Origin of the sequence: Sphingomonas alba, from assembly GCF_023516555.1 — a bacterium.
Lineage (GTDB): Bacteria > Pseudomonadota > Alphaproteobacteria > Sphingomonadales > Sphingomonadaceae > Sphingomicrobium > Sphingomicrobium album.
The window spans coordinates 493,210-520,050 of record NZ_JAMGBD010000002.1; the positions used below are offsets into that span (position 1 = coordinate 493,210).

At 63.6% G+C, this 26,841-nt stretch carries 27 protein-coding genes; 13 read left to right on the plus strand and 14 right to left on the minus strand.

Annotation, left to right across the window (positions count from 1 at the left end):
• The first annotated feature begins 21 nt into the window (after positions 1–21).
• The gene (locus LZ536_RS12235) at positions 22–2,004 is read left to right on the plus strand and encodes an ATP-binding protein (protein WP_249849056.1); all 1,983 of its coding nucleotides are present in this window, start codon (positions 22–24) and stop codon (positions 2,002–2,004) included.
• On the opposite strand, the gene LZ536_RS12240 is transcribed toward LZ536_RS12235, so the two are convergent.
• The gene (locus LZ536_RS12240) at positions 1,961–2,821 is read right to left on the minus strand and encodes a hypothetical protein (protein WP_249849057.1); all 861 of its coding nucleotides are present in this window, start codon (positions 2,819–2,821) and stop codon (positions 1,961–1,963) included. The genes LZ536_RS12235 and LZ536_RS12240 overlap by 44 nt on opposite strands.
• A 9-nt stretch (positions 2,822–2,830) precedes the next feature.
• On the minus strand, positions 2,831–3,811 hold the full coding sequence (locus LZ536_RS12245; protein WP_249849058.1) for a diacylglycerol/lipid kinase family protein: 981 nt from the start codon (positions 3,809–3,811) through the stop codon (positions 2,831–2,833).
• Between the two features lie 190 nt (positions 3,812–4,001).
• Here LZ536_RS12245 and lptF point away from each other — a divergent pair, with 190 nt between their 5' ends.
• Entirely contained in the window at positions 4,002–5,222 is a 1,221-nt protein-coding gene (gene lptF / locus LZ536_RS12250) for an LPS export ABC transporter permease LptF (protein ID WP_283938553.1), read from the plus strand.
• A complete protein-coding gene (gene lptG / locus LZ536_RS12255; RefSeq protein WP_249849060.1) occupies positions 5,219–6,316 on the plus strand; it encodes an LPS export ABC transporter permease LptG in 1,098 nt (365 codons plus the stop codon). The genes lptF and lptG overlap by 4 nt, the downstream gene beginning before the upstream one ends.
• Here lptG and LZ536_RS12260 read toward each other — a convergent pair.
• Positions 6,300–7,400, minus strand: a complete 1,101-nt coding sequence (locus LZ536_RS12260) for a fatty acid desaturase family protein (protein ID WP_249849061.1) — start codon at positions 7,398–7,400, stop codon at positions 6,300–6,302. The genes lptG and LZ536_RS12260 overlap by 17 nt on opposite strands.
• A gap of 118 nt (positions 7,401–7,518) precedes the next feature.
• On the opposite strand from LZ536_RS12260, the gene LZ536_RS12265 reads away from it, so the two are divergent.
• Entirely contained in the window at positions 7,519–8,658 is a 1,140-nt protein-coding gene (locus LZ536_RS12265) for an N-acetyltransferase (protein ID WP_249849062.1), read from the plus strand.
• 562 nt (positions 8,659–9,220) lie between these two features.
• Here LZ536_RS12265 and LZ536_RS12270 read toward each other — a convergent pair.
• From LZ536_RS12270 to LZ536_RS12285, 4 genes are all read right to left on the minus strand, one after another.
• Entirely contained in the window at positions 9,221–9,553 is a 333-nt protein-coding gene (locus LZ536_RS12270) for a hypothetical protein (protein WP_249849063.1), read from the minus strand.
• 257 nt (positions 9,554–9,810) lie between these two features.
• Entirely contained in the window at positions 9,811–10,584 is a 774-nt protein-coding gene (gene xth / locus LZ536_RS12275) for an exodeoxyribonuclease III (protein ID WP_249849064.1), read from the minus strand.
• A 32-nt stretch (positions 10,585–10,616) separates the two neighbouring features.
• Entirely contained in the window at positions 10,617–10,943 is a 327-nt protein-coding gene (locus LZ536_RS12280; protein ID WP_249849065.1) for a HesB/IscA family protein, read from the minus strand.
• Positions 10,944–10,980: 37 nt separating this feature from the next.
• Positions 10,981–11,928, minus strand: coding sequence for a M23 family metallopeptidase (locus LZ536_RS12285; protein ID WP_249849066.1), 948 nt, complete (start codon positions 11,926–11,928; stop codon positions 10,981–10,983).
• A 381-nt stretch (positions 11,929–12,309) separates the two neighbouring features.
• Between LZ536_RS12285 and LZ536_RS12290 the strand changes: the two genes are divergently transcribed.
• From LZ536_RS12290 to LZ536_RS12300, 3 genes are read left to right on the plus strand one after another with little or no spacing between them, the layout of a single operon-like run.
• Positions 12,310–13,452 (plus strand): phosphoserine transaminase, encoded by a 1,143-nt coding sequence (locus LZ536_RS12290; protein WP_431357953.1) that lies wholly within the window; start codon positions 12,310–12,312, stop codon positions 13,450–13,452.
• A complete protein-coding gene (gene serA, locus LZ536_RS12295; RefSeq protein WP_249849067.1) occupies positions 13,449–15,029 on the plus strand; it encodes a phosphoglycerate dehydrogenase in 1,581 nt (526 codons plus the stop codon). Before LZ536_RS12290 ends, serA begins: the two co-directional genes overlap by 4 nt.
• 49 nt (positions 15,030–15,078) lie before the next feature.
• Positions 15,079–16,368 (plus strand): adenylosuccinate synthase, encoded by a 1,290-nt coding sequence (locus tag LZ536_RS12300; protein WP_249849068.1) that lies wholly within the window; start codon positions 15,079–15,081, stop codon positions 16,366–16,368.
• On the opposite strand, the gene LZ536_RS12305 is transcribed toward LZ536_RS12300, so the two are convergent.
• The 4 genes from LZ536_RS12305 to LZ536_RS12320 are packed head-to-tail and all read right to left on the minus strand — an operon-like array spanning position 16,365 to position 19,413.
• On the minus strand, positions 16,365–16,637 hold the full coding sequence (locus LZ536_RS12305) for an acylphosphatase (RefSeq protein ID WP_249849069.1): 273 nt from the start codon (positions 16,635–16,637) through the stop codon (positions 16,365–16,367). The genes LZ536_RS12300 and LZ536_RS12305 overlap by 4 nt on opposite strands.
• The gene (fabI, locus tag LZ536_RS12310) at positions 16,634–17,437 is read right to left on the minus strand and encodes an enoyl-ACP reductase FabI (RefSeq protein WP_249849070.1); all 804 of its coding nucleotides are present in this window, start codon (positions 17,435–17,437) and stop codon (positions 16,634–16,636) included. Before fabI ends, LZ536_RS12305 begins: the two co-directional genes overlap by 4 nt.
• Complete coding sequence (locus LZ536_RS12315; RefSeq protein ID WP_249849071.1) at positions 17,434–18,462, minus strand: YihY/virulence factor BrkB family protein; 1,029 nt, start codon at positions 18,460–18,462, stop codon at positions 17,434–17,436. The genes fabI and LZ536_RS12315 overlap by 4 nt, the downstream gene beginning before the upstream one ends.
• Entirely contained in the window at positions 18,463–19,413 is a 951-nt protein-coding gene (locus LZ536_RS12320) for a DnaJ C-terminal domain-containing protein (RefSeq protein ID WP_249849072.1), read from the minus strand. It abuts the gene before it with no gap.
• A 65-nt stretch (positions 19,414–19,478) separates the two neighbouring features.
• Here LZ536_RS12320 and pdxH point away from each other — a divergent pair, with 65 nt between their 5' ends.
• Genes pdxH through LZ536_RS12335 form a run of 3 tightly spaced genes read left to right on the plus strand, consistent with a single transcriptional unit; the run spans position 19,479 to position 21,756 of the window.
• Complete coding sequence (gene pdxH, locus LZ536_RS12325) at positions 19,479–20,057, plus strand: pyridoxamine 5'-phosphate oxidase (RefSeq protein ID WP_249849073.1); 579 nt, start codon at positions 19,479–19,481, stop codon at positions 20,055–20,057.
• Entirely contained in the window at positions 20,054–20,980 is a 927-nt protein-coding gene (locus LZ536_RS12330) for a cation diffusion facilitator family transporter (RefSeq protein ID WP_249849074.1), read from the plus strand. Before pdxH ends, LZ536_RS12330 begins: the two co-directional genes overlap by 4 nt.
• A complete protein-coding gene (locus LZ536_RS12335; protein ID WP_249849075.1) occupies positions 20,977–21,756 on the plus strand; it encodes a PhzF family phenazine biosynthesis protein in 780 nt (259 codons plus the stop codon). The genes LZ536_RS12330 and LZ536_RS12335 overlap by 4 nt, the downstream gene beginning before the upstream one ends.
• A gap of 313 nt (positions 21,757–22,069) precedes the next feature.
• Here the strand turns inward: LZ536_RS12335 and mnmA are convergent, their stop codons facing one another.
• Positions 22,070–23,182 (minus strand): tRNA 2-thiouridine(34) synthase MnmA, encoded by a 1,113-nt coding sequence (gene mnmA, locus LZ536_RS12340; protein WP_249849076.1) that lies wholly within the window; start codon positions 23,180–23,182, stop codon positions 22,070–22,072.
• A gap of 405 nt (positions 23,183–23,587) precedes the next feature.
• Between mnmA and sciP the strand changes: the two genes are divergently transcribed.
• Both sciP and LZ536_RS12350 read left to right on the plus strand, forming a co-directional pair.
• Positions 23,588–23,887, plus strand: a complete 300-nt coding sequence (sciP, locus tag LZ536_RS12345; RefSeq protein ID WP_249849077.1) for a CtrA inhibitor SciP — start codon at positions 23,588–23,590, stop codon at positions 23,885–23,887.
• Positions 23,888–24,075: 188 nt separating this feature from the next.
• Entirely contained in the window at positions 24,076–24,327 is a 252-nt protein-coding gene (locus LZ536_RS12350) for a GlsB/YeaQ/YmgE family stress response membrane protein (RefSeq protein ID WP_249849078.1), read from the plus strand.
• A gap of 56 nt (positions 24,328–24,383) precedes the next feature.
• On the opposite strand, the gene LZ536_RS12355 is transcribed toward LZ536_RS12350, so the two are convergent.
• Both LZ536_RS12355 and LZ536_RS12360 read right to left on the minus strand, forming a co-directional pair.
• Positions 24,384–25,103 (minus strand): SIMPL domain-containing protein, encoded by a 720-nt coding sequence (locus LZ536_RS12355; RefSeq protein ID WP_249849079.1) that lies wholly within the window; start codon positions 25,101–25,103, stop codon positions 24,384–24,386.
• Between the two features lie 77 nt (positions 25,104–25,180).
• The gene (locus LZ536_RS12360; RefSeq protein WP_249849080.1) at positions 25,181–25,447 is read right to left on the minus strand and encodes a GlsB/YeaQ/YmgE family stress response membrane protein; all 267 of its coding nucleotides are present in this window, start codon (positions 25,445–25,447) and stop codon (positions 25,181–25,183) included.
• A gap of 215 nt (positions 25,448–25,662) precedes the next feature.
• Between LZ536_RS12360 and LZ536_RS12365 the strand changes: the two genes are divergently transcribed.
• A complete protein-coding gene (locus LZ536_RS12365; protein ID WP_249849081.1) occupies positions 25,663–26,838 on the plus strand; it encodes an efflux RND transporter periplasmic adaptor subunit in 1,176 nt (391 codons plus the stop codon).
• The last annotated feature ends 3 nt before the right edge of the window (positions 26,839–26,841 follow it).

The window sequence follows — 26,841 nt, forward strand, 5'->3', positions numbered from 1 at the left end:
ATGCGGGTTTAGACTGACTTCATGGCGTCGAATTCGGACGAAGAAGAATTTAACTGGAGTGGCGTAGGAACGGCGACTGGCGCCTTGCTCGCGGCCCTCGTCCTCCTCGGCATGGTCTTCTTCGTTGCCTTGACCAGCCGCGCCCGTGACGAAGCCATTGCCAGCGAGCGCCATGCCTATGACGTGACCCTGCTGACACGGACGCTGGACGCCAGCATCGCTCGCGCGGAGGCCGCACTCGGCCGCTTCGTTCTCGACGAGGACAACAAGGGCAGCGGGAACATCTACTACAGCCAGTGGCGGCTTGCCGGGCAGCAGGTTGTCCAGCTTGATCGGCTCGTCGCGGCAGATCCCGCGCAGCGGGCAAGGGTCGATCAGCTCCAGGAGCTCTTCCAGAAGCGCGGCGCGGAATTCGACCTCGCAGCGCGTGCCACGGTCGCCAAGAAAGGCGGCGCCGGCTATTTCTACTCATCGAACAAGCCAGAAAATAACACCGGCGCCCAACTCAGCGCGAAGCTGACCGAGATTGCCAATAGCGAGCGGCAATCGTTGGAGCAGAAGATGGCGCAAAGCGTCGTCTTCAATGACAAGTCTCAGCAGCTGACCGACTATCTGTCGATCCTTGGCGCCATTGTCGGCTTCGGCGCTATCTTCCTCGGCTGGGTCGCGGTCCGGGCGCTGCGGTTGAATGCGCTCTCACGACGCCAGGCGGACACCGAATCCGATCGCGCATCCGCACTCGAGGAAGCGGTGCGCGAGCGCACCCAGGAATTGTGGGAAGCCAATCAGGCTTTGAAAGCCGAGGCAACGGAGCGCGAGGCCGCCGAAGCCCAGCTTCGGCAGGTCCAGAAAATGGAAGCGGTCGGGCAGCTGACTGGCGGGATCGCCCATGATTTCAACAATATGCTGGCCGTAGTCGTGGGCGGAATCGATCTGGCGAAGCGGCGACTGTCGGGACCGCGCAAGGAAGTCCTCCACCACCTGACCAACGCCATGGAAGGCGCGACCCGCGCAGCCGCGCTTACGCGCAGGCTGCTGTCATTCGCTCGTTCGGAGCCGCTGCTTCCCGAGCGGGTCGATAGCCGCGAGCTGGTTAGCGGCATGTCCGAGCTGCTCGACCGCACGCTCGGTGAGCGGATCAAGGTCCAGACCAGGCTCGGCACCGACGCCTGGCCGATATTCGTCGACTCTCACCAACTCGAGAACGCGATCCTTAACCTGGCCGTCAACGCCCGCGACGCCATGGAGGGAACGGGTACGCTTTCCATCTCGACGGAGAATGTGACACTCGCAGCCAACCAGGTCGGAGACGTTCGTGCCGGCGAATATTTGAAGCTCTCGGTCGGCGACACCGGCTGTGGTATGACGGAAGAAGTCCGCGAGCGCGCGTTCGAACCCTTCTTTACGACCAAGCCGGTCGGCAAGGGCACTGGGCTCGGTCTTAGTCAAATCTTCGGATTTGCGCACCAATCCGGCGGCGAGGTCGGCATTGAAAGCGAGCTTGGCAAAGGCACAACCGTTTCCCTCTACCTGCCGCGCACGGAAGCGGCGGCACCGGTGAGGCTGCATTCGCAGACCGCCGGCGGACAGTCCGAGCCGACAGTGCCGGGTGCGCGCATCCTCCTGGTCGAGGACGATCCTCGCGTGCGGGCGGCGACGGTCGACGCGCTGGAGGACCTGGATTACCAGCCGATCGCCTGCGAGGGTGGCGCCGACGCCATCAAGATGTTCGATGCGCAGGAGTTCGACCTGGTCATCAGCGACGTCATCATGCCGGAGATGACCGGGCCCGAGCTCATCCGGATCATCAAGAAGCGGAAACCCGGCATCGCCGTCCTGTTCGTCACCGGCTACGTCGGCGAAGGCGAGAGCGAGGATTTGATCGGCTACGAGCTGCTCAGGAAGCCGTTCACGGTCGGCGCACTGGCATCCGCGGTTGCCGCCGCCCTCGCTCGGCCGGTCAGCGAACCGCGCCGGAGCGGAGGAGCCGCGGCAGCAGGCTGATGGCGGCCAGCAGCGGGAATCGCCGCTGCCAGGGCCTCAATTCAATGTTCGTCCCCGCATGCCGGTTGATTTTCCAGGCGATGTAGTCGGCGCCGCCGTCGAAAGTCGTGCTGGCCTTGGCTAGCCGGGCAACGGACAAGATCTTCCCCTCCAGACGCCTGATGCCCCACCCGCCCCCGGCGGCTTCGGCCGGAATTGCCGCCATCGCAGCTTGGGAAAAGCGGGTGTAACGATCCGGGTCGATATCCACGATCGAGCCGGAGCGTCCTTTTCGCTCTGCCCGGAGTTCCGCCGAATAGGTGAGCGCAAACGCCCGGCGCCACCAATCGAGCGGCGATTCGGCATCAAGCCTTCCCGCTGCGGACAGCAGGGTCGGCGCAGCCCGGGACACGGCCGCGACGGCCTTGGCCTTTGCCGCATCGTCCCTGGCCCAAACCAATCGCGACGGCTGCGCAAATCGTGCCCAGACCGACACGCTGCGGGTCTCTGGCCCATTGAGGCGATGGAAATCCGCCTCGCTGAGGACCGCATATTTGGCCGCCAGCCCGTCATGCTCGTAATAGAAGACGTTCGGCGGGATCAGGCGGTTGGCGAAGGCCAGCCAGCCGCGGCCATAGGCTTCGCGGTAGCTCGACACGATCAGGTAGAAATCGAGCATGAGCCCGTCGAGCTGCTTCTCGCGCAGGCAGCTGCCGTAGAACAGGACCGCGCGCGAAGCCTTCCCGTATTTGGCGGCGATGGCCTCGGCCATTGCCGAGACTCGCGGATCGACCGGCTGGGACAGTTCCTCGGCTACGAGGTCGCGCAGCGACGGCATCGCTTCGCCTCAGGCGGCGAGGCGCACGAAGGACAAGGGCGCAGCGGTGCGCAGGTTGATTGGGCGCCCCGGCTCGGCGCGAAAGATCTCGCCGTCGAGGATGAGTTCGGAACTGTCGCCCTCGATGTTGATCTCTCTCGCTTCCTCGAAGTGCACACCGCGCACTGGCGTACGTCCGACCTTGCCGCCGATGGTCGCGAGTAGCCCGCGAAGCATCGTCATCCGCTCCCCCTCGACTGCCAGCAGCCTAAGGCGGCCCTGCTGGCGTCCGGAAAGCTCGGCCGAAAGCAGCAGCTTGTCGAGAGTGGTCACCGCGAGCAGCGAGAAACGGCCCGTAAGTCGGTTTTCATTTCCCGACAGCGACACGCTGAGCGGCTTTGGATCGGACGGCAAGAAAGCCGCGCGAATGCCGAGCGCCATTTTCGCGAACGCCGCTATCGCAGTCAAAGCGTGCGCGATCCCATTTGGCAGGCCGAGCGGATAGATCCTGTCACGGCAGTAGAGCATCGTCTCGGCAAGGCCTGCACCGCCAAGGAACATGCCGATCACGGGCCTTTGTTCGTCGGCGCCAAGACGCAGCGCGATCAGCTCGCGTTCAACAGTATGCGGCTTCAAGTCGCTGCGCGCGAGCTCGATCAATTTCTCGAGGGCGGCAATCGGGTCGCCGCGCGCGCCGAGCTCGATCGCGATCAGGTTAGTCTTGCCGCTGGGCAGCACGGCAACCGGGGGCCGATCGTCAAGGTGGAAGTGCCCACCGTTGTACAGCTCGGTCAAGGCCGCCTGGACGGTGCCGTCGCCGCCGTTGATAACCAGCAAGGTCGGGTTGACCAAGGCGATCGTCTTCATCGCCTCGCCGATCTGCTGGCCATGTTCCACTTCGTAGTGGAAGACGTCCGGGTGCGAGGCGCAATAGGCACGGATGCGCGGCAACTGCGCGATGTTGCCCGTCGAGCGGGGGTTGGACAGAAGAGCTATACGCGCACGCGACATCAAATACTCACCTCACTGGCCGAACGCAGCACTGCCGCCAGCGCAACGCCTGATGCGCAAAAGATCGGCAGGGAAGAAATCGGCATGATTTTACCACTCGGTTCGCTATAGCCACCGAGGGAACGCATGGGCCGGGGAACCGGCTGCGGTCCCCCGCTAGTGTCCTTTCCGAGCGCTTTGCGGCCAAATCATGGTGTTGGGACGACGAAAGTTGCGCAAGGCGTCACTGATCGACCGTTATATGGCTCGCAGTATTGCCGTGCCCTTGCTGGGCACGTTGCTGCTGGCCGCCATGCTGCTGGTCCTCGAGAAGATGCTTCGGCTGTTCGATTTCGTCGTCAACGCCGGTGGCCCGGTCAGCGTCGTCTGGCGGATGCTCGCGAACCTGCTGCCCGAATATTTCTCGCTGGGAATACCGATCGGCCTGATGCTCGGCATCCTGCTGGCTTTCCGCAAACTGGCGCTCTCTTCGGAACTGGACGCTTTGCGCGGGGTCGGCGCGAGCTACGGCCGCTTGCTGAAGGTGCCGTACATCTTCGCCGGCATATTGCTCATCGTGAACCTGCTGATTGTCGGCTGGGTCGAGCCCTACTCGCGTTACCGGTACGAAGGCTTGCGTTTCGACCTGCGCTCAGGCGCCCTTGGCGCGGCGATCAAAGTCGGCGAATTCAACCAGCTCGGCAAGCGTATGACCCTCCGGATCGACCGCAGCGCTGACAGTGGAACACAGCTCGGCGGCATCTTCATCGCCCTCAACGACAAGTCGGGCACGCAGATTTCCGCGACGGCACAGGAAGGGCGCTTCTTCGCCACCGATGACCCGGATACGATTATCTTCCGCCTGAAGAGGGGCCGGCTGGTTCAGGATGCGCCGAACTATCCGACGCCGCGCACCTTGGCCTTCGACAGCTATGACTTGCCCATCAACCTTCCGGCGGTCGATCAATTCCGGAAGCGGGGCGAGCAGGAGGAATTGTTCCTGCATGAACTACTTGCCAAGGGTTATGGCGGGGCGGCGCGGACTGCCGAGGAGGCATTGGCCGCGCGCGCCAATTTCAACTTCCGCATCGTCGAAGTGGTGATGATGCTGATGCTGCCTCTGCTGGCAGTGGCACTCGCGGTGCCGCCAAAGCGCAGCACTTCCTCGCTCGGCATCTTCCTGTCGATCGTGATCGTCGTCACCTATCACAAGGTCAACCAATATGCCGAGCAGATGGGAGCCCAGGGGCGTGTCACGCCCGAAATCGCCTTGTGGGTGCCGCTCCTGCTGTTCGCGGGGCTGATCTTCTGGATGTATCACGTCCTCGCCCATCGACCGGGCGGCCAGCCGATTGGCACGCTGGAGCGCAGTTTCGCGAAGCTGGTGAAGGCGGTCCGCCGCCTGCTGCCGCGTCAGGAAATGCGGGCATGATCAACCTGGACTTCATGCCCTCGCGCAATCTCTCGCTGTATTTGGCGAGACTGTTCCTGACCCGCACTTTCGCCGTCCTGCTGATGCTCGTGATGGTGCTCATGGCGCTCGACCTGCTGGGGGAATCCGGCAAGATCCTGGCGGTGCCCGGGAACGGCCAGGGCGACCTGTGGCACTATGTTTCTCTGCGTGTTCCGCTGCTCATTCAGAAGTTCCTGCCCTTCTCGGCGCTGCTCGGCACGCTGATCGTCTTCACCTCGCTCAACCAGCATAGCGAAGTCATCGCCATGAAGGCGGCCGGCCTGTCGGCACATCAGATCCTCGCGCCTTTGGTGGTCGCCAGCCTGGGCCTCGCGGCCGCCGCCTTCGCGTTCAACGAAGGCGTGGCGGTCAATTCCGCGCGGACGGTCAACGCCTGGAGCGACAATGATTACAAGCCGATCCGCGTGTCGAATGGCGTCCTCTCGAATGTCTGGGTCCTGTCAGGGGACGACCTGATCCATACGCAGATCGTCAGCGGACGCGGGTCCAACCTGCAACTGCAGGGCATAACCATTTACGATCGCAGCGGCCGCGAACTTCAAAGGGTAACCGAAGCTGAGCGAGGGCTGCAGGCGAGCGGCGGTTGGCGGCTCGAAAATGTCCGCACTTACGATGCTGCCATGAATGTTGTGCGGCGGCAGGCCAACGTCCTGGCCCTGCCGGGCATCACACCGGATCGGTTCACTCTGGCCAAGGTGAAGCCCGACGAGCGCAACTTCATGGACCTGAAGCAGGACATTGCGGACCTTGAGGCGGCGGGCCGCCCCAGCGAAGAGGCACGCGCCGGGCTGTGGCACAAGTTCAGCGGGCCGCTCTCGGTGGTGCTGATGCCGCTATTGGCCGCAATCGCCGCGTTCGGGCTCGCGCGCTCAGGCCAGGTGCTTTTGCGTGCGGCGGCGGGCATGGCGCTGGGCTTCGCCTATTTCGTGATCGACAACCTCAGCCTCGCGCTTGGCAATGTCGGCGCCTACCCAGCCTGGCTCGCAGCCTGGGCACCTTTTGTCCTGTTCCTGCTGATCGGGGAAGCCGTCCTCGTCAGGAGCGAGGAGTAGAGGTCATCGTGCTCGCCGCGAGACGCCGCACCAGCCCGTAAAGGCCGCGATGGTTGGCATCGAAATAGGCGGAATCGCCATCCAGCTCGGCCGTCAGGCGGCGATGAGCCTCGCCGAGGGCATGATAGGGCAGGCCCGGCAGCAAGTGATGGAGCGCGTGGTAGCGCAGCCCCACAGGTGCCCAAAGCGCAGGCAGGGTCGCCGGCGGCGGGACGTTGACGCTGTCGAGGAACTGGGCGGTGACGCTCATTGGCTCGCCGTCATTCTCCCACAGATGCGCCACCAAGGTGCGGATCTGGTTGAGGAACATCACGCCGGACGAAACGCCCAGAAAGATCGCGAAGGCCTTCAGCGGAATGACGCTGGTCGCGACCATAAAGATCAGCGCAATGGCCCAGACGCTGGCGGCGCCTTCCTGCAAACTCCAGTCGCGGGCGAACTGGCCCTGCGGTGAGGGGCGACGAAAGCTGGGGTTGATCTGAAGACCTGAATAGCGCTCGACCACTGCTTTGCGCAGCTTTGGTGACAGCAGCGACAGCGGCGCCAGGATACCGAAGCGGATCAGCATGCCGATCGGCGCCAGCGCTGCGGCGATCAGGAACACCGGCAATGTCCACGGGTGCATCAAAGCCAAAGGCAAATATTCCGGGTCGTTGGCCGTGCCGTAATAGGTCTTGGCGTGATGCTGGTTGTGGACGCCCTCGTACATGAAGCTTGGAATCAACAAGGGCACGCCGACCAAGGCGTTCCAAGCGAGCCGGAAGCCTGGCAAGGCGCCCTGCTTGATATGGGTCAGCTCGTGGATGAAGCTTCCGGCGCGATAGAGCGCGAGTACTGCCACCAAGCCAGCAATCACAGCGACGAGCGTCGAGCCGGCCATGATGGCGGTGAACAGGCCCGCATAGCCAAGCAGTGCCGAACCCAGCATGTCGGCCCAATAGATGCGGCCGTCCGGGACATTGAGGTCGCGGGTCAGGTTCGCGGCTGCCTTCAACATGGCCTTGTCGTCGCCGTGGCGGGCTGCCGCCTCGACGGTGGGCGCAGGTTCGCGCGCGCTAATCTCTATGGTCGCTGTTTTGTTCATGATCCTCGGTGCCGTTGGCCATAGATAGTGGCACCATCGTGGCGTTGCGAGGGCGATGTCATGGGTTCCAGCCGGATTTCGGTTGCGCGGCGGTGCTTTGCCTGCAACGCAGGCGCGCATGACCCAGCCCGTCCTCATCCGCCCGGTCGAAACCAAGCGGGACCGCAAAGCTTTCGTCGACTTCGCCTGGGAAGTTTACAAGGACGACCCGGCCTGGGTGCCGCCGTTGAAGGATGAGGTCCATGGCCTCATCACGCCGGGCAAGAATCCCTGGTTCGAGCATGCGCGCGCCCAACTGTGGCTGGCAGAGCGTGGCGGGAAGGTCGTCGGCCGCATCAGCGCCCAGGTCGATGAGCTTGTGCTGGAGCATATGGGCGCTGGAACCGGCCAATGGGGCATGTTCGAGACCCTGGACGGCGAGACCGCCGCGGCACTGATCAAGACGGCAGAAGACTGGCTGCGAGCGCAGGGAATGACCAGCGCCATGGGGCCCATCAGCCTGTCGATCTGGGACGAGCCTGGCCTCGAGATCGAAGGCTTTGAAGAACCGCCAACGGCGATGATGGGCCATCATCGTCCCGAATATCAGGCGTGGATCGAGGCCGCCGGCTATGAAAAGGCCAAGGACCTGGTCACTTACGGGCTGAACATCGAGCATTGGGAAGACCCGATGATCGATCGCCTGATCGCCATGGGCGAACGCAACCCCAAGATCCGCATCCGCGAGGTCGACAAGTCGAATTTCGATGAGGAAGCGAAGCTGATCCTGGGCCTGCTGAACGACGCCTGGTCGAACAATTGGGGCTATGTGCCTTTGACCGAGGCCGAAATCGCCTATGCCGGCAAGAAGCTGAAGCCGATCATTTTCCCCGAACTGGTGCGGATCGCCGAGGTGGAAGGTGAGCCGGTCGCCTTCATGCTGACGATCCCAGACATCAATGAGCTGACAAAGGACCTGAACGGCGAACTCTTCCCGTTCAACTTCATCAAATTGCTGTGGCGCCTGAGGAAGCCGCGTACCCGCCGCCTGCGCGTGCCGCTGATGGGCGTCGCCAGGAAGCTGCACCACACGCGGCTCGCCAGCCAATTGGCCTTCATGATGATCGAGTACACGCGCCGCGAAGGCACCACGAAATATGGCGCCACCCACGGGGAATTCGGCTGGATTCTGGAGGACAATAAGGGGATGCTGTCGATCGCGCAGCTACCGGGCGCGTCAATCAACCACCGCTACCGGATCTACGAGAAGCAGCTGTAGCGACCATCCGGGGGATGGTTGTGTGAAGGTGCTGCTCCAGGCCGCGGCCTGAGAGTCACAGTGCCACCAATTCCCTACGAAAATGGGGGGTTGTTACCCTAAGTGTTACCTTGTTCATCTTTCTACATTTGAGTCTGAGAAAGAGCCGTCGAACCGATCAGGCCCGTTTGCGAACGCTGGCATGAATCGACGATTGTAGGACAGGAAAATCGACCGCCGGACTAGTGTCCGCCTTCGACCCAAAGCGGACATTGCAACCATAGGCCGCATTTTGCGCGGTATGAGTCTCGATGATTTGATCTCCAAGGTTCGAGAGCGGATTGCCCTCGCTCGCCGTCTGGCCGCGTCCACACACGACCCAAGGACCGCCGCGCAACTAAGAGCAATGGCGGACGACGGGGAGCGGGACCTGGCCCAATTGGAGGCAGAATCTAAGATGGAAATTGACTTGAAGCCGGAAAGCTAAGGGCGACTTTCGACCTAAATCGGGCATTAGCGTGTCGAGGAATGCAGCCATCGTCCGACGAACGCCTTGGGCGCGCGCCGGACAAGGTGGCAGGGGCTATTGGTTGACAGTTCCAAGCTTCTTTTGGACTGCTGTCTGAAGTGCCGAGGTATTGTTCTTGGCGGTGCAGCGCGAAGTTCCAGTCTTCTTCTGCGCGGCAAGCACGTTGGCGTTGACGTCGCAGATCGCAGCGGCAAGGCCGATCGGGACGGATACGTTATTAAGCGCCGAAATGTCGCTGACGTTGACCTTCAAATTCTGGGCGAGGTTATTGAGAACGTCCGCATTCGTCAGGTCGACGACAACCAGACCGTTGTTATTTCCGGCGAAGGCGGGCGCAGCGGAAAGCGCCAAGGAAGCTGACGCCAAAATGGCGAGGGTTGTACGCATCTTACAATCTCCTGTGGTTGAAACCCATAATAAGGGTTCCAGTTCAAACGCTTATGGGCTGAAGAGTATCCGAATGCTGTTCCGATCGACGGGTCAAGCAAGGGAAATCCAGCGAGGTCTTGCCATTTGGCAACCGATAAAGGCGGCCACAGTGTCGGCTTTATGGCCGGTCATGCCAATGGTCTAATACCGCAGCACTTTAAGCGCTAGCTAATGTCCGCTTTCCACCCAAAGCAGACATTAGGCAGGTCGAGAGGCTAGCGTAATTCAATCCAGGTCGGCGCGTGGTCGGAGGCCTTCTCCTCACCGCGCGCCCATTTGTCGACGCCAGCGTTCCGCAGCCGATCCGCCGCGGGCGGCGAGCAAAGCAGGTGGTCGATGCGGAAACCCGCATCCCGCTGCCAGGCGCCGGCGGTGTAATCCCAGAAAGTGTACAGCCGCTCTTCGGTCGGGTGAATTGCGCGAAGCGCGTCGGTCCAGCCCTGGTTGACCAGGCGCCGCAGCGCCGCACGGCTTTCCGGCTGCATCAACGCGTCGGCCTGCATAGCGCGGACCGAGAAGACGTCGCGGTCCTCGGGAATAACGTTGTAATCGCCGGCAAGGACGACTGGCCTCTCCTCGGCGAGCAGCTCGCGGGCGTGCTGGGCCAAACGCTCCAGCCATCGCAGCTTATAGTCGAATTTCTCCGTCCCGACCGGATTGCCGTTGGGTAAATAGATGGAGGCGATGACGACGCCATCGACCTCGGCCTCGATATAGCGGCTATGGCTGTCGTCAGGGTCGCCAGGCAGGCCGATACGGCGTAGCGCCGGTGCCGAGCCCTTCGCGAGGACAGCGACGCCGTTGAATCCCTTCTGCCCGTGCCAGACGGCGCCGTAGCCGGCCGCCTCGATATCGGCGACCGGAAGCGAGTCATCGGCGCACTTCAATTCCTGCAGGCAGGCAACATCAGGCTGCTCGCGCTGAAGCCATTCGACGAGGCGCGGCAAGCGGGCGCGGATACCATTGAGGTTGTAAGTGGCGATCTTCACTCGATCGCCCTACCCGCTCGTCCCGAGCGCGGCTAGACCGAGAAGCTGGATCCGCAGCCGCAACCCGAGGCGGCATTGGGGTTGGTGACCTTGAACGCCGAGCCGCCAAGATCCTCGACGAAATCCACCGCCGAGCCTTGGACCAGCTCGAGGCTGATCGGGTCGACGACCAGTTTCACGCCGGCCGTTTCGGCCGTGGCGTCACCCTCTTCCAGGTCGCCAAGCTCGAACTTGTAGGAGAATCCCGCGCAGCCGCCGCCATCCACAGACAGGCGCAGGATTGGCGCCTTGCCCTGTCGATTGGCAATGGCCGCCACCCTCTTGGCGGCAGCTTCGGTCAGCTGGATTTGGTCAGTCACGCCAGCGAGATAGGGAGTACGGCAGCGCCGAACAACCTTACTTCTGGCCGCCCTGCTGCGGGCCGCCGAGAGCCACGTGGCCACCGTCCATCGAGGCGGAGCCATTGGTCTTCTGCATGGCGAGCAAATAGTCGGTCGACTTCATGAACGGAATCGGGTTGACCGCGCGATTGTCGATACGGACTTCGTAGTGAAGGTGGCTGCCGGTCGAGCGGCCGGTCGAGCCCATGCGGCCGATCTGCTGGCCGCGGACGACATGCTGGCCGGCCGAAACGAGGATCGCCGACATGTGGCCGTAGCGGGTTTCGATGCCGCGGCCGTGGTCGATCTTGACGAGATTGCCGTAGCCGCCGCTGTTCCAGCCGGCGTCGGTCACGGTGCCGTCGGCCGTCGCATAGATCGGCGTGCCGATCGGGCCGGCGAGGTCGATACCGGCATGCATGGCGGCAGCGCCGCGGAAAGGATCGGAACGGACGCCATAACCCGACGTGAAGGCAGCGGTCTTGACCGGCTTCTCCGAGGGGACGGCGATTGCGCCCTGCGAAATGCTGTCCAGCTTCTTCCAGCTGTTGAACAGCTGCTTGAAGGTCGTGTCGGCACCGCCGACAGGCTCCAGCGGGCCGCCCACGCCGTTGGCGGCGGAGCTCGACGCAATGCGCTTCAGCACTTCCGGATCGACCTTGTCGTCGCCGGACAGCATGGCGGCGAGGAGTTGCTGGCGATGTTCGATTTCGTTGACGCGCTGCTCGGTGGCAGCGGCGAGGCGGGCCATTTCGGCGGGAACCTGGGCGGAGGGAGTTTCGGCTTGGGGAGTCAGGAAGCGGACAAGGGAGAAACTGGAAAAGGCAAGAAGCACGCCAATAAAGGCGGCAAACAGGGCTTGCGCCCGCCAGGAGACGCGCAATCTACGCAGCTTGGTCCCGTCGTGGACGAACAGGTCCTTGTCACGAAACAGCGCGCTCGGCGCAGCAAGCAAATTGGTCATTACCCAACGCTCCCAACATCCAACACACGACCCTTCGCCGGCAAGGCCGACGGGTCGCCGTTCTTCCTCAAATCAGGAGCTCCCCAGCCCCTCTCCAGGACGCGCGTTTGCCCACACGTGTCTGGAAGGTTGAGTTGGACAGTGGATGGTTAAGGAATTCAACCTTTCGTTCCCCTCTTAGGGACGAGCCGTCCCCGTCGCGGGATGAACCGTTGCGCAAACTTAAGAGAGGTTAGGAGTAGAACAGGGCGTAAAGGCGAATTTAACGCGGAAAATCGCGATTCTTTCGCCCCCGCCTTGCCTTCGCCACATTGCCGCTTACACCCGGCGTCGGGCCACGCCGTCCCAACGCGGCGCGTGCTCTCTGCGAGGAGAGTTTGAGTGTTGAATAATATCTCCACCGGTGCGTCCCCGCACCGGGCAAAGCCGGAAATGCGTCCGGCGCGCCCCTATTTCTCGTCGGGTCCCTGCGCCAAGCCGCCGGGTTGGAACCCCGAATGGATCGACCAACGCATTCTTGGCCGCTCGCATCGCAGCGGGCTGGGGAAGGAGCGCCTGCAACTGTGCATCGATTTGATGCGCGACGCCCTGCAGCTGCCGGACACACACCGGATCGGCATCGTGCCCGCCTCCGACACCGGAGCCTTTGAAATGGCGATGTGGTCGATGCTCGGAGCGCGCCCAGTGACGGCGCTGGCGTGGGAGAGTTTCGGCGAAGGCTGGGTGACCGATGCCGTCAAGCAGCTTCGGCTCGATCCGAACGTGCTCCGCGCCGACTATGGGCAGTTGCCGGACCTCGGAAAGGTCGATTGGTCGCACGATGTGCTGTTCACCTGGAATGGCACGACCTCAGGGGTGCGCGTTCCCGACGGCAACTGGATTGCCTCCGACCGGGAAGGCTTGAGCTTCGCCGACGCAACCAGCGCGGTGTTGGCCTACGATTTGCCGTGGGACCGCATCGATGTGGCCACATTCAGCTGGCAGAAGGTCCTGGGTGGAGAGGGCGCGCATGGCATCCTGATTCTCGGACCACGGGCTGTTGAGCGTCTCGAGACTTTTACCCCCGACCGGCCGCTGCCGAAGATTTTCCGCCTGACCAAAAGCGGCAGACTCAACGAGGGCGTTTTCAAGGGCGAGACTATCAACACACCGTCGATGCTGGCCGTGGAGGATTCGATCGCCGTACTCGAATGGGCAAAGCGCGTCGGCGGCCTTGAGGGGCTGATGGCGCGGACCGAGGCCAATGCGTCGGCGCTGGATCGGATTGTCGAGGAGCGGGAATGGCTTCATCACCTCGCTCAGGATCCAGCAACCCGCTCGAAAACCAGCGTCTGCCTGACTGTCGATGGTGCCGACCCGAAGAAGATGGCGAAGCTGCTGGAAGCGGAGGACGTCGCTTACGACATCGCATCCTACCGCGACGCCCCGGCGGGCCTCCGTATCTGGTGCGGAGCGACTGTCGACACCGCCGACATCGAAGCGCTCGGGCCGTGGCTGGACTGGGCCTGGGAGCAAAGCCGATGACTGTTCGCGTCCTGATTTCCGACAAGATGGACCCCAAGGCCGCAGCCATCTTCCGCGAACGCGGGATTGAGGTTGACGAGAAGCCCGGCCTGACGCCCGACGAACTGAAGGCCATCATTGGCGACTATGACGGCCTCGCGATCCGCTCGGCCACCAAGGTGACCAAGGCGCTGCTGGAAAGTGCGGCCAAGCTGAAGGTCGTCGGACGCGCCGGCATTGGCGTGGACAACGTCGACATCCCGGCCGCGACCGCTCGAGGCGTCGTGGTCATGAACACGCCGTTCGGCAATTCGATCACGACGGCAGAGCATGCCATTGCCCTGATGTTCGCGCTCGCCCGGCAGCTCCCCGAGGCCGACGCTTCGACGCAGGCCGGCAAGTGGGAGAAGAACCGCTTCATGGGCGTCGAACTGACAGGCAAGACGCTCGGCCTGATCGGTTGCGGCAATATCGGCTCGATCGTCGCCTCGCGGGCGCTTGGCCTGAAGATGAAGGTCGCGGCCTTCGACCCCTTCCTGACGCCGGAACGGGCCGTTGAGCTGGGCGTCGACAAGGTCGAGCTGGATGAGCTTCTCCGCCGCGCGGATTTCATCACGCTGCACACGCCGCTGACCGACCAGACGCGCAATATCCTCAGCCGCGAGAATCTCGCAAAGGCAAAGGCTGGCGTGCGCATCATCAACTGCGCGCGTGGCGGATTGATCGATGAAGGGGCACTCAAGGACGCGCTTGATAGCGGCCATGTCGGCGGGGCGGCGCTGGATGTGTTCATGACCGAGCCGGCCACGGCTTCGCCTTTGTTCGGCACGCCGGGCTTCATCTCGACCCCCCACCTTGGGGCTTCGACCAGCGAGGCGCAGGTCAATGTTGCCATCCAGGTCGCCGAGCAGATGAGCGATTTCCTGCTGCTCGGAGGCGTCACCAACGCGGTGAACATGCCATCGCTCAGCGCTGAGGAAGCGCCGCGGCTGAAGCCGTACATGGCGCTTGCGGAAAAGCTCGGGAAGCTGGTCGGCCAAGTATTGGGCGAAGGCATCCGGTCCGCCTCGGTCGAGGTCGAGGGCGCGGCCGCCGAGCTCAACCAGAAACCGATCACCGGCGCGGTGCTGGCCGGGTTGATGGGAAGCTATTCGGACAGCGTGAACATGGTCAATGCGCCATTCCTCGCGAAGGAACGCGGGCTCGACGTCCGCGAAGTCCGGCACGAGCGCGAAGGCGATTATCACACGCTGGTAGCGGTCACGGTCGGGACGGCTGCGGGTGAGGTCCGCGTCGCCGGCACTTTATTCGGCAACAAGGCGCCGCGGCTCGTCGACATTTTTGGGGTTGGCGTCGAGGCGGAGCTGACAGGCTCCATGCTCTACATCGTCAACAGCGACGAGCCGGGTTTCATCGGCAAGCTCGGGACGGTGCTAGGCGAAGCAGAAATCAACATCGCCACCTTCAACCTCGGCCGCCGTGCGGCTGGCGGCGAGGCCGTTGCGCTGGTCGCCGTCGATGGCGATGTTTCGCGAGGTGTGGTTGCGCAGCTTTGCGCCCTACCCGGCGTCCGCGAGGTCGTGCCGCTCAGCTTTTGACCCTCCCGCCGCGCTCGCCTAGAGGGCCGCCGTAACCAAGGGGATTTTCGTGGCAAACGTAACCGTCATCGGCGCGCAGTGGGGCGACGAGGGCAAGGGCAAGATCGTCGACTGGCTCGCCAGCCGAGCCGACATGGTCGTCCGCTTCCAGGGCGGCCACAATGCCGGCCACACGCTGGTTGTCGGCGGCGAGACCTACAAATTATCGTTGCTGCCGTCCGGCATCATCCGCGGGACGCCTTCGGTCATCGGCAATGGCGTCGTCCTCGACCCATGGGCGCTGAAGGCCGAAGTGGAACGGCTGCGCGAGCAGGGCGTGACGGTGTCGCCGGAAGTCCTGCGGTTGGCCGAGACGTGCCCCCTAATTCTCCCGATCCATCGCGACCTCGACGCCCTGCGCGAAGACGCCAGCGGCGCCGGCAAGATCGGCACCACGCGTCGTGGCATCGGCCCCGCCTATGAAGACAAGGCCGGCCGCCGCGCCATCCGTGTTTGCGACCTGGCGCATCTCGACGATCTCGAACCGCTCCTCGACCGTTTATGCGCGCACCATGACGCGCTTCGCGCCGGCTTCAACGAGCCTCCGGTGGATCGCAACCGCCTCCGCCGTGACTTGAAGGAAATCGCCGATTTCGTGCTGCCGTTCGCGCGACCGGTTTGGCGCGATCTCGACGAAGCGAAGCGAGCCGGGAAGCGTATCCTGTTTGAGGGCGCGCAGGGCGTCCTGCTGGACGTCGACCACGGCACCTATCCGTTCGTCACCTCTTCCAACACGGTCGCCGGAACCATCGCATCGGGCAGTGGCACGGGACCGTCGTCGGCGGGCTTCGTACTGGGCATCGTCAAGGCCTACACGACCCGCGTCGGTTCCGGCCCCTTCCCAACCGAGCTTCAGGACGAGATTGGTCAGAGGCTAGGCGAGCGTGGCAGGGAGTTTGGGACTGTGACTGGCCGCCAGCGTCGCTGTGGCTGGTTCGACGCGGTGCTTGTCCGCCAATCGGTCGCGGTCAGCGGCGTCACCGGCATGGCGCTCACCAAGATCGACGTCCTCGACGGCCTCGAGACGGTCAGGATCTGCAAGGGTTACAGGATCGGCGACCGGACGTTCGATTACCTCCCGCCGCACACCGCCGACCAGGCCAAGGTCGAACCGGTCTATGAGGAGATGGATGGCTGGCAGGGAACAACCGCGGGTGCCCGCAGCTGGGCCGACCTGCCGGCACAGGCGGTGAAATATGTCCGCCGCATCGAAGAACTGACCCGCTGCCCCGTGGCACTGGTCAGCACCTCGCCCGAGCGCGACGATACGATTCTCGTCAGGGATCCGTTCGCCGGCTAGTGCCGGACTGAGAAGCCACTGACGTCTTCAGGTTCGATGGGCTCGACCAACACGTCCTCGACGCGAGCCTGCGACGGGCCCGTGTGCATCGCTGCAATCATGCCGGCGACAGCCTCATCGTCGCCAATGACGTGCGCCTCGACGGTGCCGTCAGCTGCATTGCGAACCCAGCCCGTTACGCCAAGCGAACGCGCCTGGTTGACGGCCCACTGGCGGTAGAAGACGCCCTGGACGCGCCCGAAGACGCGAACCTTGCGGGCAATGGTCATACGACGCTGATGTCGGGCGCGTCCTCCGCCTTCATCCCGACGACGTTGTAGCCGGCATCGACGTGATGGATTTCGCCCGTCACGCCCGAGGCGAGATCGGAGAGGAGGTACAGCCCTGCCCCGCCGACGTCCTCGATGGTGACGTTGCGGCGCAGCGGCGAATTATATTCATTCCACTTCATGATGTAGCGGAAATCGCCGATGCCGCTGGCGGCCAGCGTCTTGATCGGGCCGGCGCTGATCGCATTGACGCGGATGTTGCTTGGGCCAAGGTCCGCGGCGAGATATTTTACACTGGTCTCAAGCGCCGACTTGGCGACGCCCATGACGTTGTAATGCGGGATGACCTTCTCGGCCCCGTAGTAGCTCAACGTCAGCAACGAGCCGCCGACGGCCATCATTTCGCGAGCGCGCTGGGCAACGGCGACGAAGCTGTAGACCGAGATGTTCATCGTCATCAGGAAGTTGTCGAGGCTGGTGTCGACATAACCTCCGCGCAGCTCATTCTTGTCTGAAAAGCCGATCGCATGGACGATGAAATCCAGCCGGTCCCAACTCTTCTTCAACTCGGCAAAGGTGCGATCGAGCGCCTCCATATCGCTGACGTCGCAGTCGACCAGCAGGTTCGAGCCCAATTGCTCGGCGAGCGGGCGGACACGCTTCTCGAGTGCCTCTCCCTGATAGGAGAACGCCAATTCGGCCCCGTGTTCGGCAAGCTGCTGGGCAATACCCCAGGCCAGCGAGCGGTCGTTCGCGAGGCCCATGATCAGCCCGCGCTTTCCCGCCATCAATTTGGTCATGCCCTAACCCTTCGTACTTTTGGCACCACGTCTTCGCCCGGCTCCGGCTCGTCGACCTCAAGGTCCTCGACGAACGGGCCGGAATAGATTTCGCCCTTTAGCGCGTGCCCGCCGGAATCTGCCAGCGCGGCGTTCAGCTCGGCGCCCATGACGACTCCCAATCCGATGACGAAGAAGAAAAGCAGGACGACCATGACGCCTGCAAGGCTGCCGTAGGTCAGGCTGTAGCCGCCGAACAGGCCGATGGCGTTGGGCAGGAGCTCGGACGTCGCCACCCACCAGGCGGTGACCAGCAAGGCGCCGGGCCATTTCCGGCAGCCGATCTTGCGGTAGCGCGACGGCGTCAGCGCCAGGAACAGGAAATAGAAGGTGACATAGATCGCGACTGCCGGCGCCAGCCGGTAGAGGCCGATGTCAGTGGCCAGGCCGTTGGTCAGCGGCAGGATCGTCACCACAAAATGATGCACCGAGCTCAGCAGCACGGTGAGGCCGAATGCCGCCATCAGCAACAGCACTGCCGCAATGATGAGTCCGATGGAGCCGAGCCGATAGGTCCAGAAGGGCGCGCAAAACTCAACGCCATAGGCCCGGCGCAATATGTCCCGAATCGTCTCGACGAAGCTTCCGGCCGTCCACAGCCCGACGATCGCGCCGAACCAGAGCAAAGGCCCGGTGCGCAGCGTCAGCACTTCCTGGATGGGGCCGCGAAGCGCGCTGGCGACGTCGGGCGGCAGTTTTCCGAGCACGCTGGCGACAGCGAGCTGGCTATCGGCCGACTGGCCGAGCAGCTGAGCGATGGCTGCGGCGGTGATGAAGAACGGGAACAGCGCAAGCAAGGCCAGATAGGCAAGATTGCCGGCGTGGATGAAGCCGTCGTTGTAGACGCCGATCAGGACCCGCTTGGTAATGTCCCAGGCAGTGGCCGGCTTGTGGATCTTGTCGGTGACCGCTTGCCCGTAGGCAGCGGTTTCGGCCGCCTGCTTCTTGCGCCGCGCCTCGGGCGAGAGGGGATGGCGTTCCTGCACCTAGACTCCCATGCCTTCGCGCGGATTGCCGGCTCCGGACCAGTCGGCGGCAAATTTTTCAAGCGCTTCGTCGCCGGCGGGCAGATCGACGTTGAGCGTAACCAGCAGATCGCCCCGCTTGCCGTCCTTGCCGGTGAATCCGCGCCCCTTGAGGCGCAGCACCTTACCCGACGAAGCTCCCTTCGGGACCGTCAGCATCACCGGGCCTTCAGGCGTCGGCGCCTTGACCTTGGCACCGAGCACGGCCTCCTTGAGGCTGACCGGCAGGTTGAGGCGGATATCCTTGCCCTCGCGGGTGAAGAAGGGGTGACCGGCGACTTCGATGGTGACGATAGCATCGCCGTTGCCCGCCGGGCCCGGCTGCCCCTGCCCCGCCAGGCGAATCTTGGACCCGCTCTCGACCCCGTTCGGAAGCTTGAGGTCGACGGTCTTGCCCGCCTGCAGGGTGACCCGCTGCGGCTTCAAGGCGGCGGCGTCGATGAAGGGCACTTTCAGGCGGTAGGCAACGTCGGCGCCTTTTTGCGGCGGAGCCTGCCGGCGGCCAAAGCCTCCGAACCCGCCGCTGCCCCTGCGGCCACCGGTTGCGGCGCCGAACAGGCCTTCGAACAGATCGGAGAGGTCGGCAGTGCTGGCGTCGAATCCACCCTGCCCATAGCCCTCATATCCGCCGGCAGGACCGCTGGCGCGCGAGCGGGCGCCGCCGCCGAAGCCCCCGCCGAAGGGCATGCGCGGGTTGCCGTCCTCGTCGATCTCGCCCCGGTCATATTTCGCGCGGCGGTCCTTGTCGGACAGGATGTCATAGGCCTGCGTCACCTTTGAAAAGCGCTCGGCGGCCTTGGGATTGTCCTTGTTGCGGTCGGGGTGAAGCTGCTTGGCGAGCGTCCGATACGCCTTCTTGACCTCGGCCTCGGAGGCGCCGCGCTTGATGCCCAACTGCTGATACAGGTCCATAAGACACCCCTCCTGCAACAGGCGTGCCTTGCAGCGCAAGCGCGGGTGCGATTAGAGCCCCCACCATGGCCGACGATCCCTTCGCCCTTTTCGATGCCTGGTTTGCCGAGGCGAAGGCGGCCGAGCCGAACGATGCCGAGGCTATGGCGCTGGCAACGGCGAGCGCGGACGGCTTTCCGAGCGTGCGGATGGTGCTGTTGAAGGGTCATGGTCCTGACGGCTTCGATTTCTACACCAATGCGCAGAGCAGCAAGGGCCGCGATCTAGCGGAAAACGCCCACGCGGCCCTGCTCTTCCACTGGAAGTCGCTGCGGCGGCAAGTGCGGGTCGAAGGCTTTGTCATCTTGCTGCCCGACGAGGTCGCCGATGCCTATTTCGCGACTCGTGGCCGAGATTCTCAGATAGGCGCCTGGGCATCCGACCAGTCGCGGCCGCTCGATGATCGAGACCTGTTCGAGCGTCGCTTCGAGGAAATGAAACGGCGCTTCGAAGGGCAGGAAGTGCCGCGACCGCCGTACTGGCGTGGATATCGCGTTGTTCCAGCGGGTATCGAATTTTGGACCGACCGCGCCCATCGTCTGCACGAACGCCGCTTGTTCACGCAGACGGACAGCGGCTGGACGGAAGGGCTGCTTTACCCATGACCACCGCCACCCAAGCGCCAATCGATCCGGCAGTCCGTGCGCGACTTACGACGCGGGCAGCGCTGGCCAGTGTGTCGATGGCCCTGCTTCTCCTCGCCGCCAAGGCATGGGCGGTGATCCAGACCGGCTCCGTCGCCATGCTCGGAAGCCTTGCCGACACTGCGCTCGACGTCCTCGCCAGCGTCATCACGCTGCTCGGCGTGCGCTGGGCAGCCATGCCGGCGGACGAGGAGCATCGCTTCGGCCATGGCAAAGCGGAAGCACTCGCCGCGCTCATCCAGGTCGTGCTCATTACCATATCGGCGCTCGGAATCGCCTGGCGCTCGGTCCAGCGACTGGGTTCGGGCGAAGGCACAACGGGCCTCGAGAGCGGCGTCGTCGTTTCGATCGCGGCGATGTGCGCGACCTTGCTTCTCCTCTGGTACCAGCGGCTGGTCATTCGCCGCACCGGCTCGGTCGCCATCGCCACCGACAACGTCCACTATCAGTCGGACCTTTTGCTCAATTTCTCTGTCATCGCCGCTCTCGGCCTCGACCAATTATTTGGCTGGAAGCTGGCCGACCCCGTCTTCGGCCTGCTGATCGCGGCGTGGCTGATGTACGGCGCCTGGAACGCGGCCAGCCACTCGGTCGACCAGCTGATGGACCGCGAATGGGACGATGAGGCGCGCGAGCGGTTGATCGCACTAATCAAAACGCATCCGGAGCTGCACGGCATCCATGAACTCCGCACCCGCCGCTCGGGCGGCCACGACTTCATCCAGTTCCACATCTGGCTCGATCCCCGCATCAGCCTCACGGAGGCGCACCGGATCATGGATGAGGTCGAAGCCGTCGTGAAAAGCGAATTCCCCGGGGTCGAAACCATCATCCACCCCGATCCGCGCGGACTCGCGGAGCCAGGTCAGGAGTTGCGGGCATGACCCCCATTCCCTTCTTCCAGGTCGATGCCTTCGCGGAGAGGCCCTTCACCGGCAATCCGGCGGCCATCATGCCATTGCAGGAGTGGCTTCCCGACGATGTGATGCAGGCCATCGCCAATGAGAACAATCTTGCCGAGACCGCTTTCCTCGTCCCCAGCGAAGCCGATACGCACGATTATGATCTGCGCTGGTTCACGCCGGCCGTCGAGGTCAACATGTGCGGCCATGCGACGCTGGCGGCCGGCCACATCCTACTGCACGGCAAGTCCATACGCTTCATGACCAAGTCGGGCGTGCTGACGGTCACCCGCGACGAGCACCTCTTGAAACTCGACATGCCGGCGGCGCCGGTCGAACCCGCCGACCTTCCAGAGCTGTTGCAGGCGCTCGGCGTCGAGGGCGAGACGTTCATCAATCGCGCGGGCAACGGCAACGCGATCGTGCTGCTGGACAATGAGGCAGCGGTCATGGCCGTGAAGCCCGACTTCCGGGCGCTGAGGGAGCTGCCGTATCTGGTCTCCGTCACGGCGCCCGGCGACACGCAGGATGTTGCGTCCAGAGTCTTCGCTGCTTTTCACGGAATCGACGAGGATCCGGTTACCGGTTCGGCGCACACGGCGCTCGTGCCCTTCTGGGCGGCGCGGCTCGGGCGCAGCCATTTCACTGCGCTGCAGGCCAGCAAGCGCACAGGCCTTATCGATTGCGAACTCGCCGGCGACCGCGTCATCCTCGGCGGCCAATGCGTGACGGTGATCGAAGGGCACTTCCAGCTTTAGGTAAGATTGCGCTTTCGACCCAAATCGGACTCTAGAATTTCCTGTCCTACAGGTGGCTGACTGTGCCAGCCGACAGTCCGCTCTTTCTCGTCGTCGGTATGATTTTCCCCGCGCGCACGTGTGCGCACGCTTGCCCGCGCGTTGCGAGGGTGAACTTAGTGAACTTTGACCGCCCGCCACCGCGAACATTGTGAACATTCGCGCCCAACCTTTGTCATTCCCGCGAAAGCGGGAATCCCGCTTTTCTGAAGGTAATGAGAAGGTAAGCGGGACCCCCGCTTTCGCGAGGGTGACGAATTGGAGTGACCGAGGACTAAGCCGCCTCAGCCTCCCTCATCGCTGCAGCCTCCGTCTCGACGATCGTCCCGCCGCCAAGCAGGCGGTCGCCTTCGTAGAAAACCGCCGACTGGCCGGGGGCAACGCCATATTCCGGGTTGGCGAAGGTCAGGCGCTCGCCGTCCCACGATCCATCGACCGGTCGTGCGAGCGAGCGGACCTTGGCGCTGACCTCGCGCTGATCCTCGGCAAGCCAGTTGATACCCTCGACGAGGGCCGACGCCACCGCCAATGCCGAGCGCGGCCCGACGACGAGCTGGCGCTGCTCCGGGTCGATGCGGACGACGTAGAGCGGCTCGGGCTGGCCGCCGACCTCGATCCCGCGGCGCTGGCCGATAGTGAAATGGACGACGCCTTCATGGCTTCCGAGCACGCGGCCGTCGACATGGACGATCTCGCCCGGCGCCGCAGTTTCCGGGCGCAGCCTCTTTACGAGGCTGGCGTAATCGCCATCGGGCACGAAACAGATGTCCTGGCTGTCGGGCTTGTTGGCGACGATCAGGCCCGCCTCCTCCGCCAGCCGCCGAGTCTCGCTCTTCGGCAAGTCGCCAAGCGGGAAACGCAGGTATGCCAGCTGGTCGGCGGTGGTGCCGTAAAGGAAATAGCTCTGGTCGCGCGACGGGTCGCGGCCCTTCCACATTTCGATGCGGCCTTCGCGCTCGACGCGGCGAACATAATGGCCGGTTGCCAGGCAGTCCGCGCCAAGGTCGCGGGCGAAACCGATCAAATCGGTGAATTTCACGCCTTGGTTGCACATGCTGCATGGCACCGGCGTCCGGCCCATCGCATATTCGTCGGCGAACCGGTCGATGACGCCGGTGCGGAAGCGGCTCTCATAGTCGAGCACGTAATGGGCGATTCCGAGCCGGTCGCAGACGGTCTTGGCGTCGTAAATGTCCTGGCCGGCGCAACAGGAGCCGCTTCGCCTTACCGCTTCGCCATGGTCGTAGAGCTGCAAGGTGACGCCGATCACCTCGGCGCCCGTCTTCGCGGCGAGCACGGCGACGACGCTGCTGTCGACGCCGCCGGACATGGCGACGACGATGCGGGCACCGGCGGCTGGCCGGCCGAGATGGAAATCAATGCTCATCTGAAGGCGCGCTCTTTACCCGAAATTCACCCTGTATCGCTAGACCATCTCAACCAAAGGCAGAAACAAGGGTGTTCGCTTGGCGAGGCATGAGGGGAAATTCGAGGCAATAGCCGAGACCTCGCTGGATATGGCGGAGCTGCTTCAAGCGCTTGGGCGCGACGAATCGGCGGCCAGTCGTGAGCGGCAGGCGGCAATCGCCTGTCTTCTCTCGGCAAGCGAGGGCTGGCGCGATGCCGTTGGACAACTGGGGGGCGCTTTCGCGGAGGTCGTCAGGCAAAGAGGGTTAACTGACGGTAAGGATAGATGAGCAGGATTTTTACCAGCGCTGATGAGAAAGTCTTCAATGGCGCGGCGTTAAATCCAGTCCATCGACAGGCACCAAACGGTTTTGAGGTTACGTAAATGCTCGAGAATCAGAAGTTCAGGCCAGCCCAGGTAATCGGTCCTCTCGGGGAGCCGCTGACGCTCGATTCGTTGCCGCCGGCTTCGACGACCCGCTGGGTCGTCCGCCGCAAGGCCGAAGTGGTGGCTGCCGTCGCCGGCGGGCTGCTGACCGTCGATGAAGCCTGCCAGCGCTACACCCTCAGCCTTGAGGAATTCACCAGCTGGCAGCGCGCTGTGGACCGCAGCGGAATGCCGGGCCTGCGCGTAACGCGGATCAAGCATTACCGCGAACAATATGAGCGCCAGCAGCGCTACTAAGTCGTTCACCCTCAATCGATCGACATTGGGGTCGCGGGAAACCGCGGCCCCTTTTTCATCCACAGGTCGTTTCGCCTGCGTATGGACAGGTCGTTCATTATCCGGAACAACTTGACTGCATCACGCGTCTTGATGCCGGAAAGCCGGCAGGCGTCAGACCTGTCGGCTACGAACAGGAGGGAATGCACATGGGTATTATCGTTTGGCTGGTCGTCGGCGGTATCTGCGGCTGGCTTGCCAGCATGATTATGCGCACCGACGCTCAACAGGGCGTCATTCTGAATATCGTCGTCGGCATCGTCGGCGCGGTCATTTCCGGCCTCATTTTCGGCGTCAACATGAACTCCGGCATTACCGTCGAGAGCTTCCTCTACGCCTTGCTTGGCGCTGTCATCCTGCTGGCGGTCGTCAATCTCATCCGCCGCGGCAGCGTCCGCTAGACTGAGCACGCTTGAAGACGGCCGCGCGGGCGATGTCCGCGCGGCCTTTTTCATGCCTATTGAAGTTCGAAGCTCATGGAAACGCTGACCTGCAGCCTCTGTTCGCCGGGATCGATGCTTGTCGATGAGTCTCGCTCGGCGCGGGCGTACATGACCGGCGGCGCCGGCGGTGGAACCGCATAGCCGCCGCTCTCGCTGACGCTGAGCAACCGCACAACTCTCATGCCTAGTGCCCGAGCGTAGGTATCAGCGCGCGCGCGGCCGGCTGCAATCGCCTTGACCCGCGCCTCGTCAAGCGCTGCTTCCGGCTTGTCGATGGTGAGGTTGGGGCCGCTGATCTGGTTGGCGCCTTCGGAGACAAGGGCATCGAGGATCTTGCCCGTCTCGCCGATATCGCGGAAGCGGACGGACAGCTGGTTGGACGCCTGATAACCGGTCAGCCGCGGCGGCTGGTTCTGCTCATAGGCATAGTCGGGGTTGAGGCTGAGAGAGCTGGTCTGGATGTCCTTGTCCTGGATGCCCGCGCGACGCAGCGCTGCGCGCACACGCTCCATGCGCTGGGCGTTTTGCTGAATGGCTGCAGTTGCAGTCGCGGCCTTGGTGACTACGCCTGTCGAAATGATGGCGACATCGGGAACGCGGCTGACTTCGCCGGTCGCGGAGATGTCGAGGCGCGTGCCAGTGATCGGCTGCACCTGGACCGCTGTTTGCGCGGACGCGGTAGCAGGCAGGGCCAATGCTGAAGCAGCGAGCAGAGGCAGTATTGTCATTTTCATCGGTCTTTACTCCATAGACCAGAACACCCGCGCACTAAGCTGTACGCGGGCGAATGGCTGCTGGCTGAACGATGCCGTCAGCGGCGGCGGGCGATTAGCCTGTAAACGAGCAGGATGATGAAGGCGCCGACGATGGCGCCGATGAAACCCGCCCCGTTGGAAGCACTGGTCAAGCCCAGTTGCTGGCCCAGGAAGCCCGCGAGCACCGCGCCCAGCACACCGAGAATGACGGTAACGATGCAGCCACCAGGGTCCTTGCCCGGCATCAGCAATTTCGCGATGGCGCCGGCGAGGCCGCCGATAATGATCCAGGCGATCCAGCCGTGGTCTTCCAGAAATCCCATGACGCTGCTCCCATCTGTCGGACGCAGGAATCACCTACCGTCCTCGTTACGTTTGGACAACAACGCCGCTTGCCGTGGCTAGTGCCCCCGTTAGTCGAATTTCCCTTGGAATTGGTCTATGCGCCCGCTTCCTGTTGCAGCGGGTGACTTATTCGCGTAATACAGCTGTGTCAGGAAACTGCTGAAATCGCGAACAGGGCGAAAGAATGTTGCGCATGAACCGGGAAACACGTTTGCAAGGCTCCGATACGCTGATCGTCGTCGATCGCTCCAAGCGTCGGCGGAATATCATCATCGCGGCCTTTGCAGGCCTTGCCATCCTACTGATCGCGTTCATGGTCATGAGCGGCAAGAAGGATGAGGCGGCGCAGCAGGCTGCCGCGGGCGGGGCTGGTGGCCAGATTCCAACTGTCTCGGTCGTCGTCCCCGGGCGCAGCGAAGTCGCGCGCACCATCACCGCATCGGGCGCTCTTGCGGCTCGTCGCGACCAGCCGATCGGTGTCGCCGGTGAAGGCGGCCGCGTGACCGCTGTCCTCGTCGACCAGGGCAGCTGGGTGCGTGCCGGCCAGGTGCTGGCGGTCATCGACCGCTCGGTGCAGGCACAGAACAGCAACCAGCTCGCCGCGCAGGTGCAGGTCGCCCGTGCCGATGCTGCCCTCGCGCAGAACGAATATGACCGCAGCGCATCGCTGGTCGACCGCGGATTCGTCTCCAAGGCCGACCTCGATCGCAAGAAGGCTGCCCGCGATGCCGCCAACGCCCGCGTCGGCGTTGCCTTGGCCAATCTCAATGCCATGCGTGCGCAAATCGGCCGCCTCAACATCGTCGCGCCGACCGCCGGCCTGATCCTGGCCCGCAATATCGAGGTCGGCCAGGTCGTAAGCGCCGGCACCGGCGGGCTGTTCCGCCTGGCCAAGGGTGGGGAGATGGAGATGCGCGCGGCGCTTCCGCAGCAGGATCTGGCGCTGATCCATGTCGGTGAAACCGCGAGCATTACGCCGATCGGCTCACAGCAGTCGTACGCGGGCTCTGTCTGGTTGGTCTCGCCGACCATCGATCCGACGACCCGCCAGGGCGAGGCGCGGATCGCGGTCCCTTACAATTCCGCCATCCGCCCGGGCGGTTTCGCCGAGGCCAAGATTGCCGCTGGCACCGCCACAGCTCCGCTCCTCCCGCAGAGCGCCGTGCTGTCCGACGAGGACGGAAATTACGTCTACATCGTCAATTCGAAGAACCAGGTCGAACGGCGCGCCATCAAGATCGGCAATGTCGACGACAGCGGCGTGACCATTGCAGAAGGCCTGTCGGGACAGGAATCGGTCGTCGTTTCTGCCGGTCCGTTCCTGAACCCTGGCCAGAAGGTCAAGCCGAAGCGGCAAGCCGCGAACTAGGCG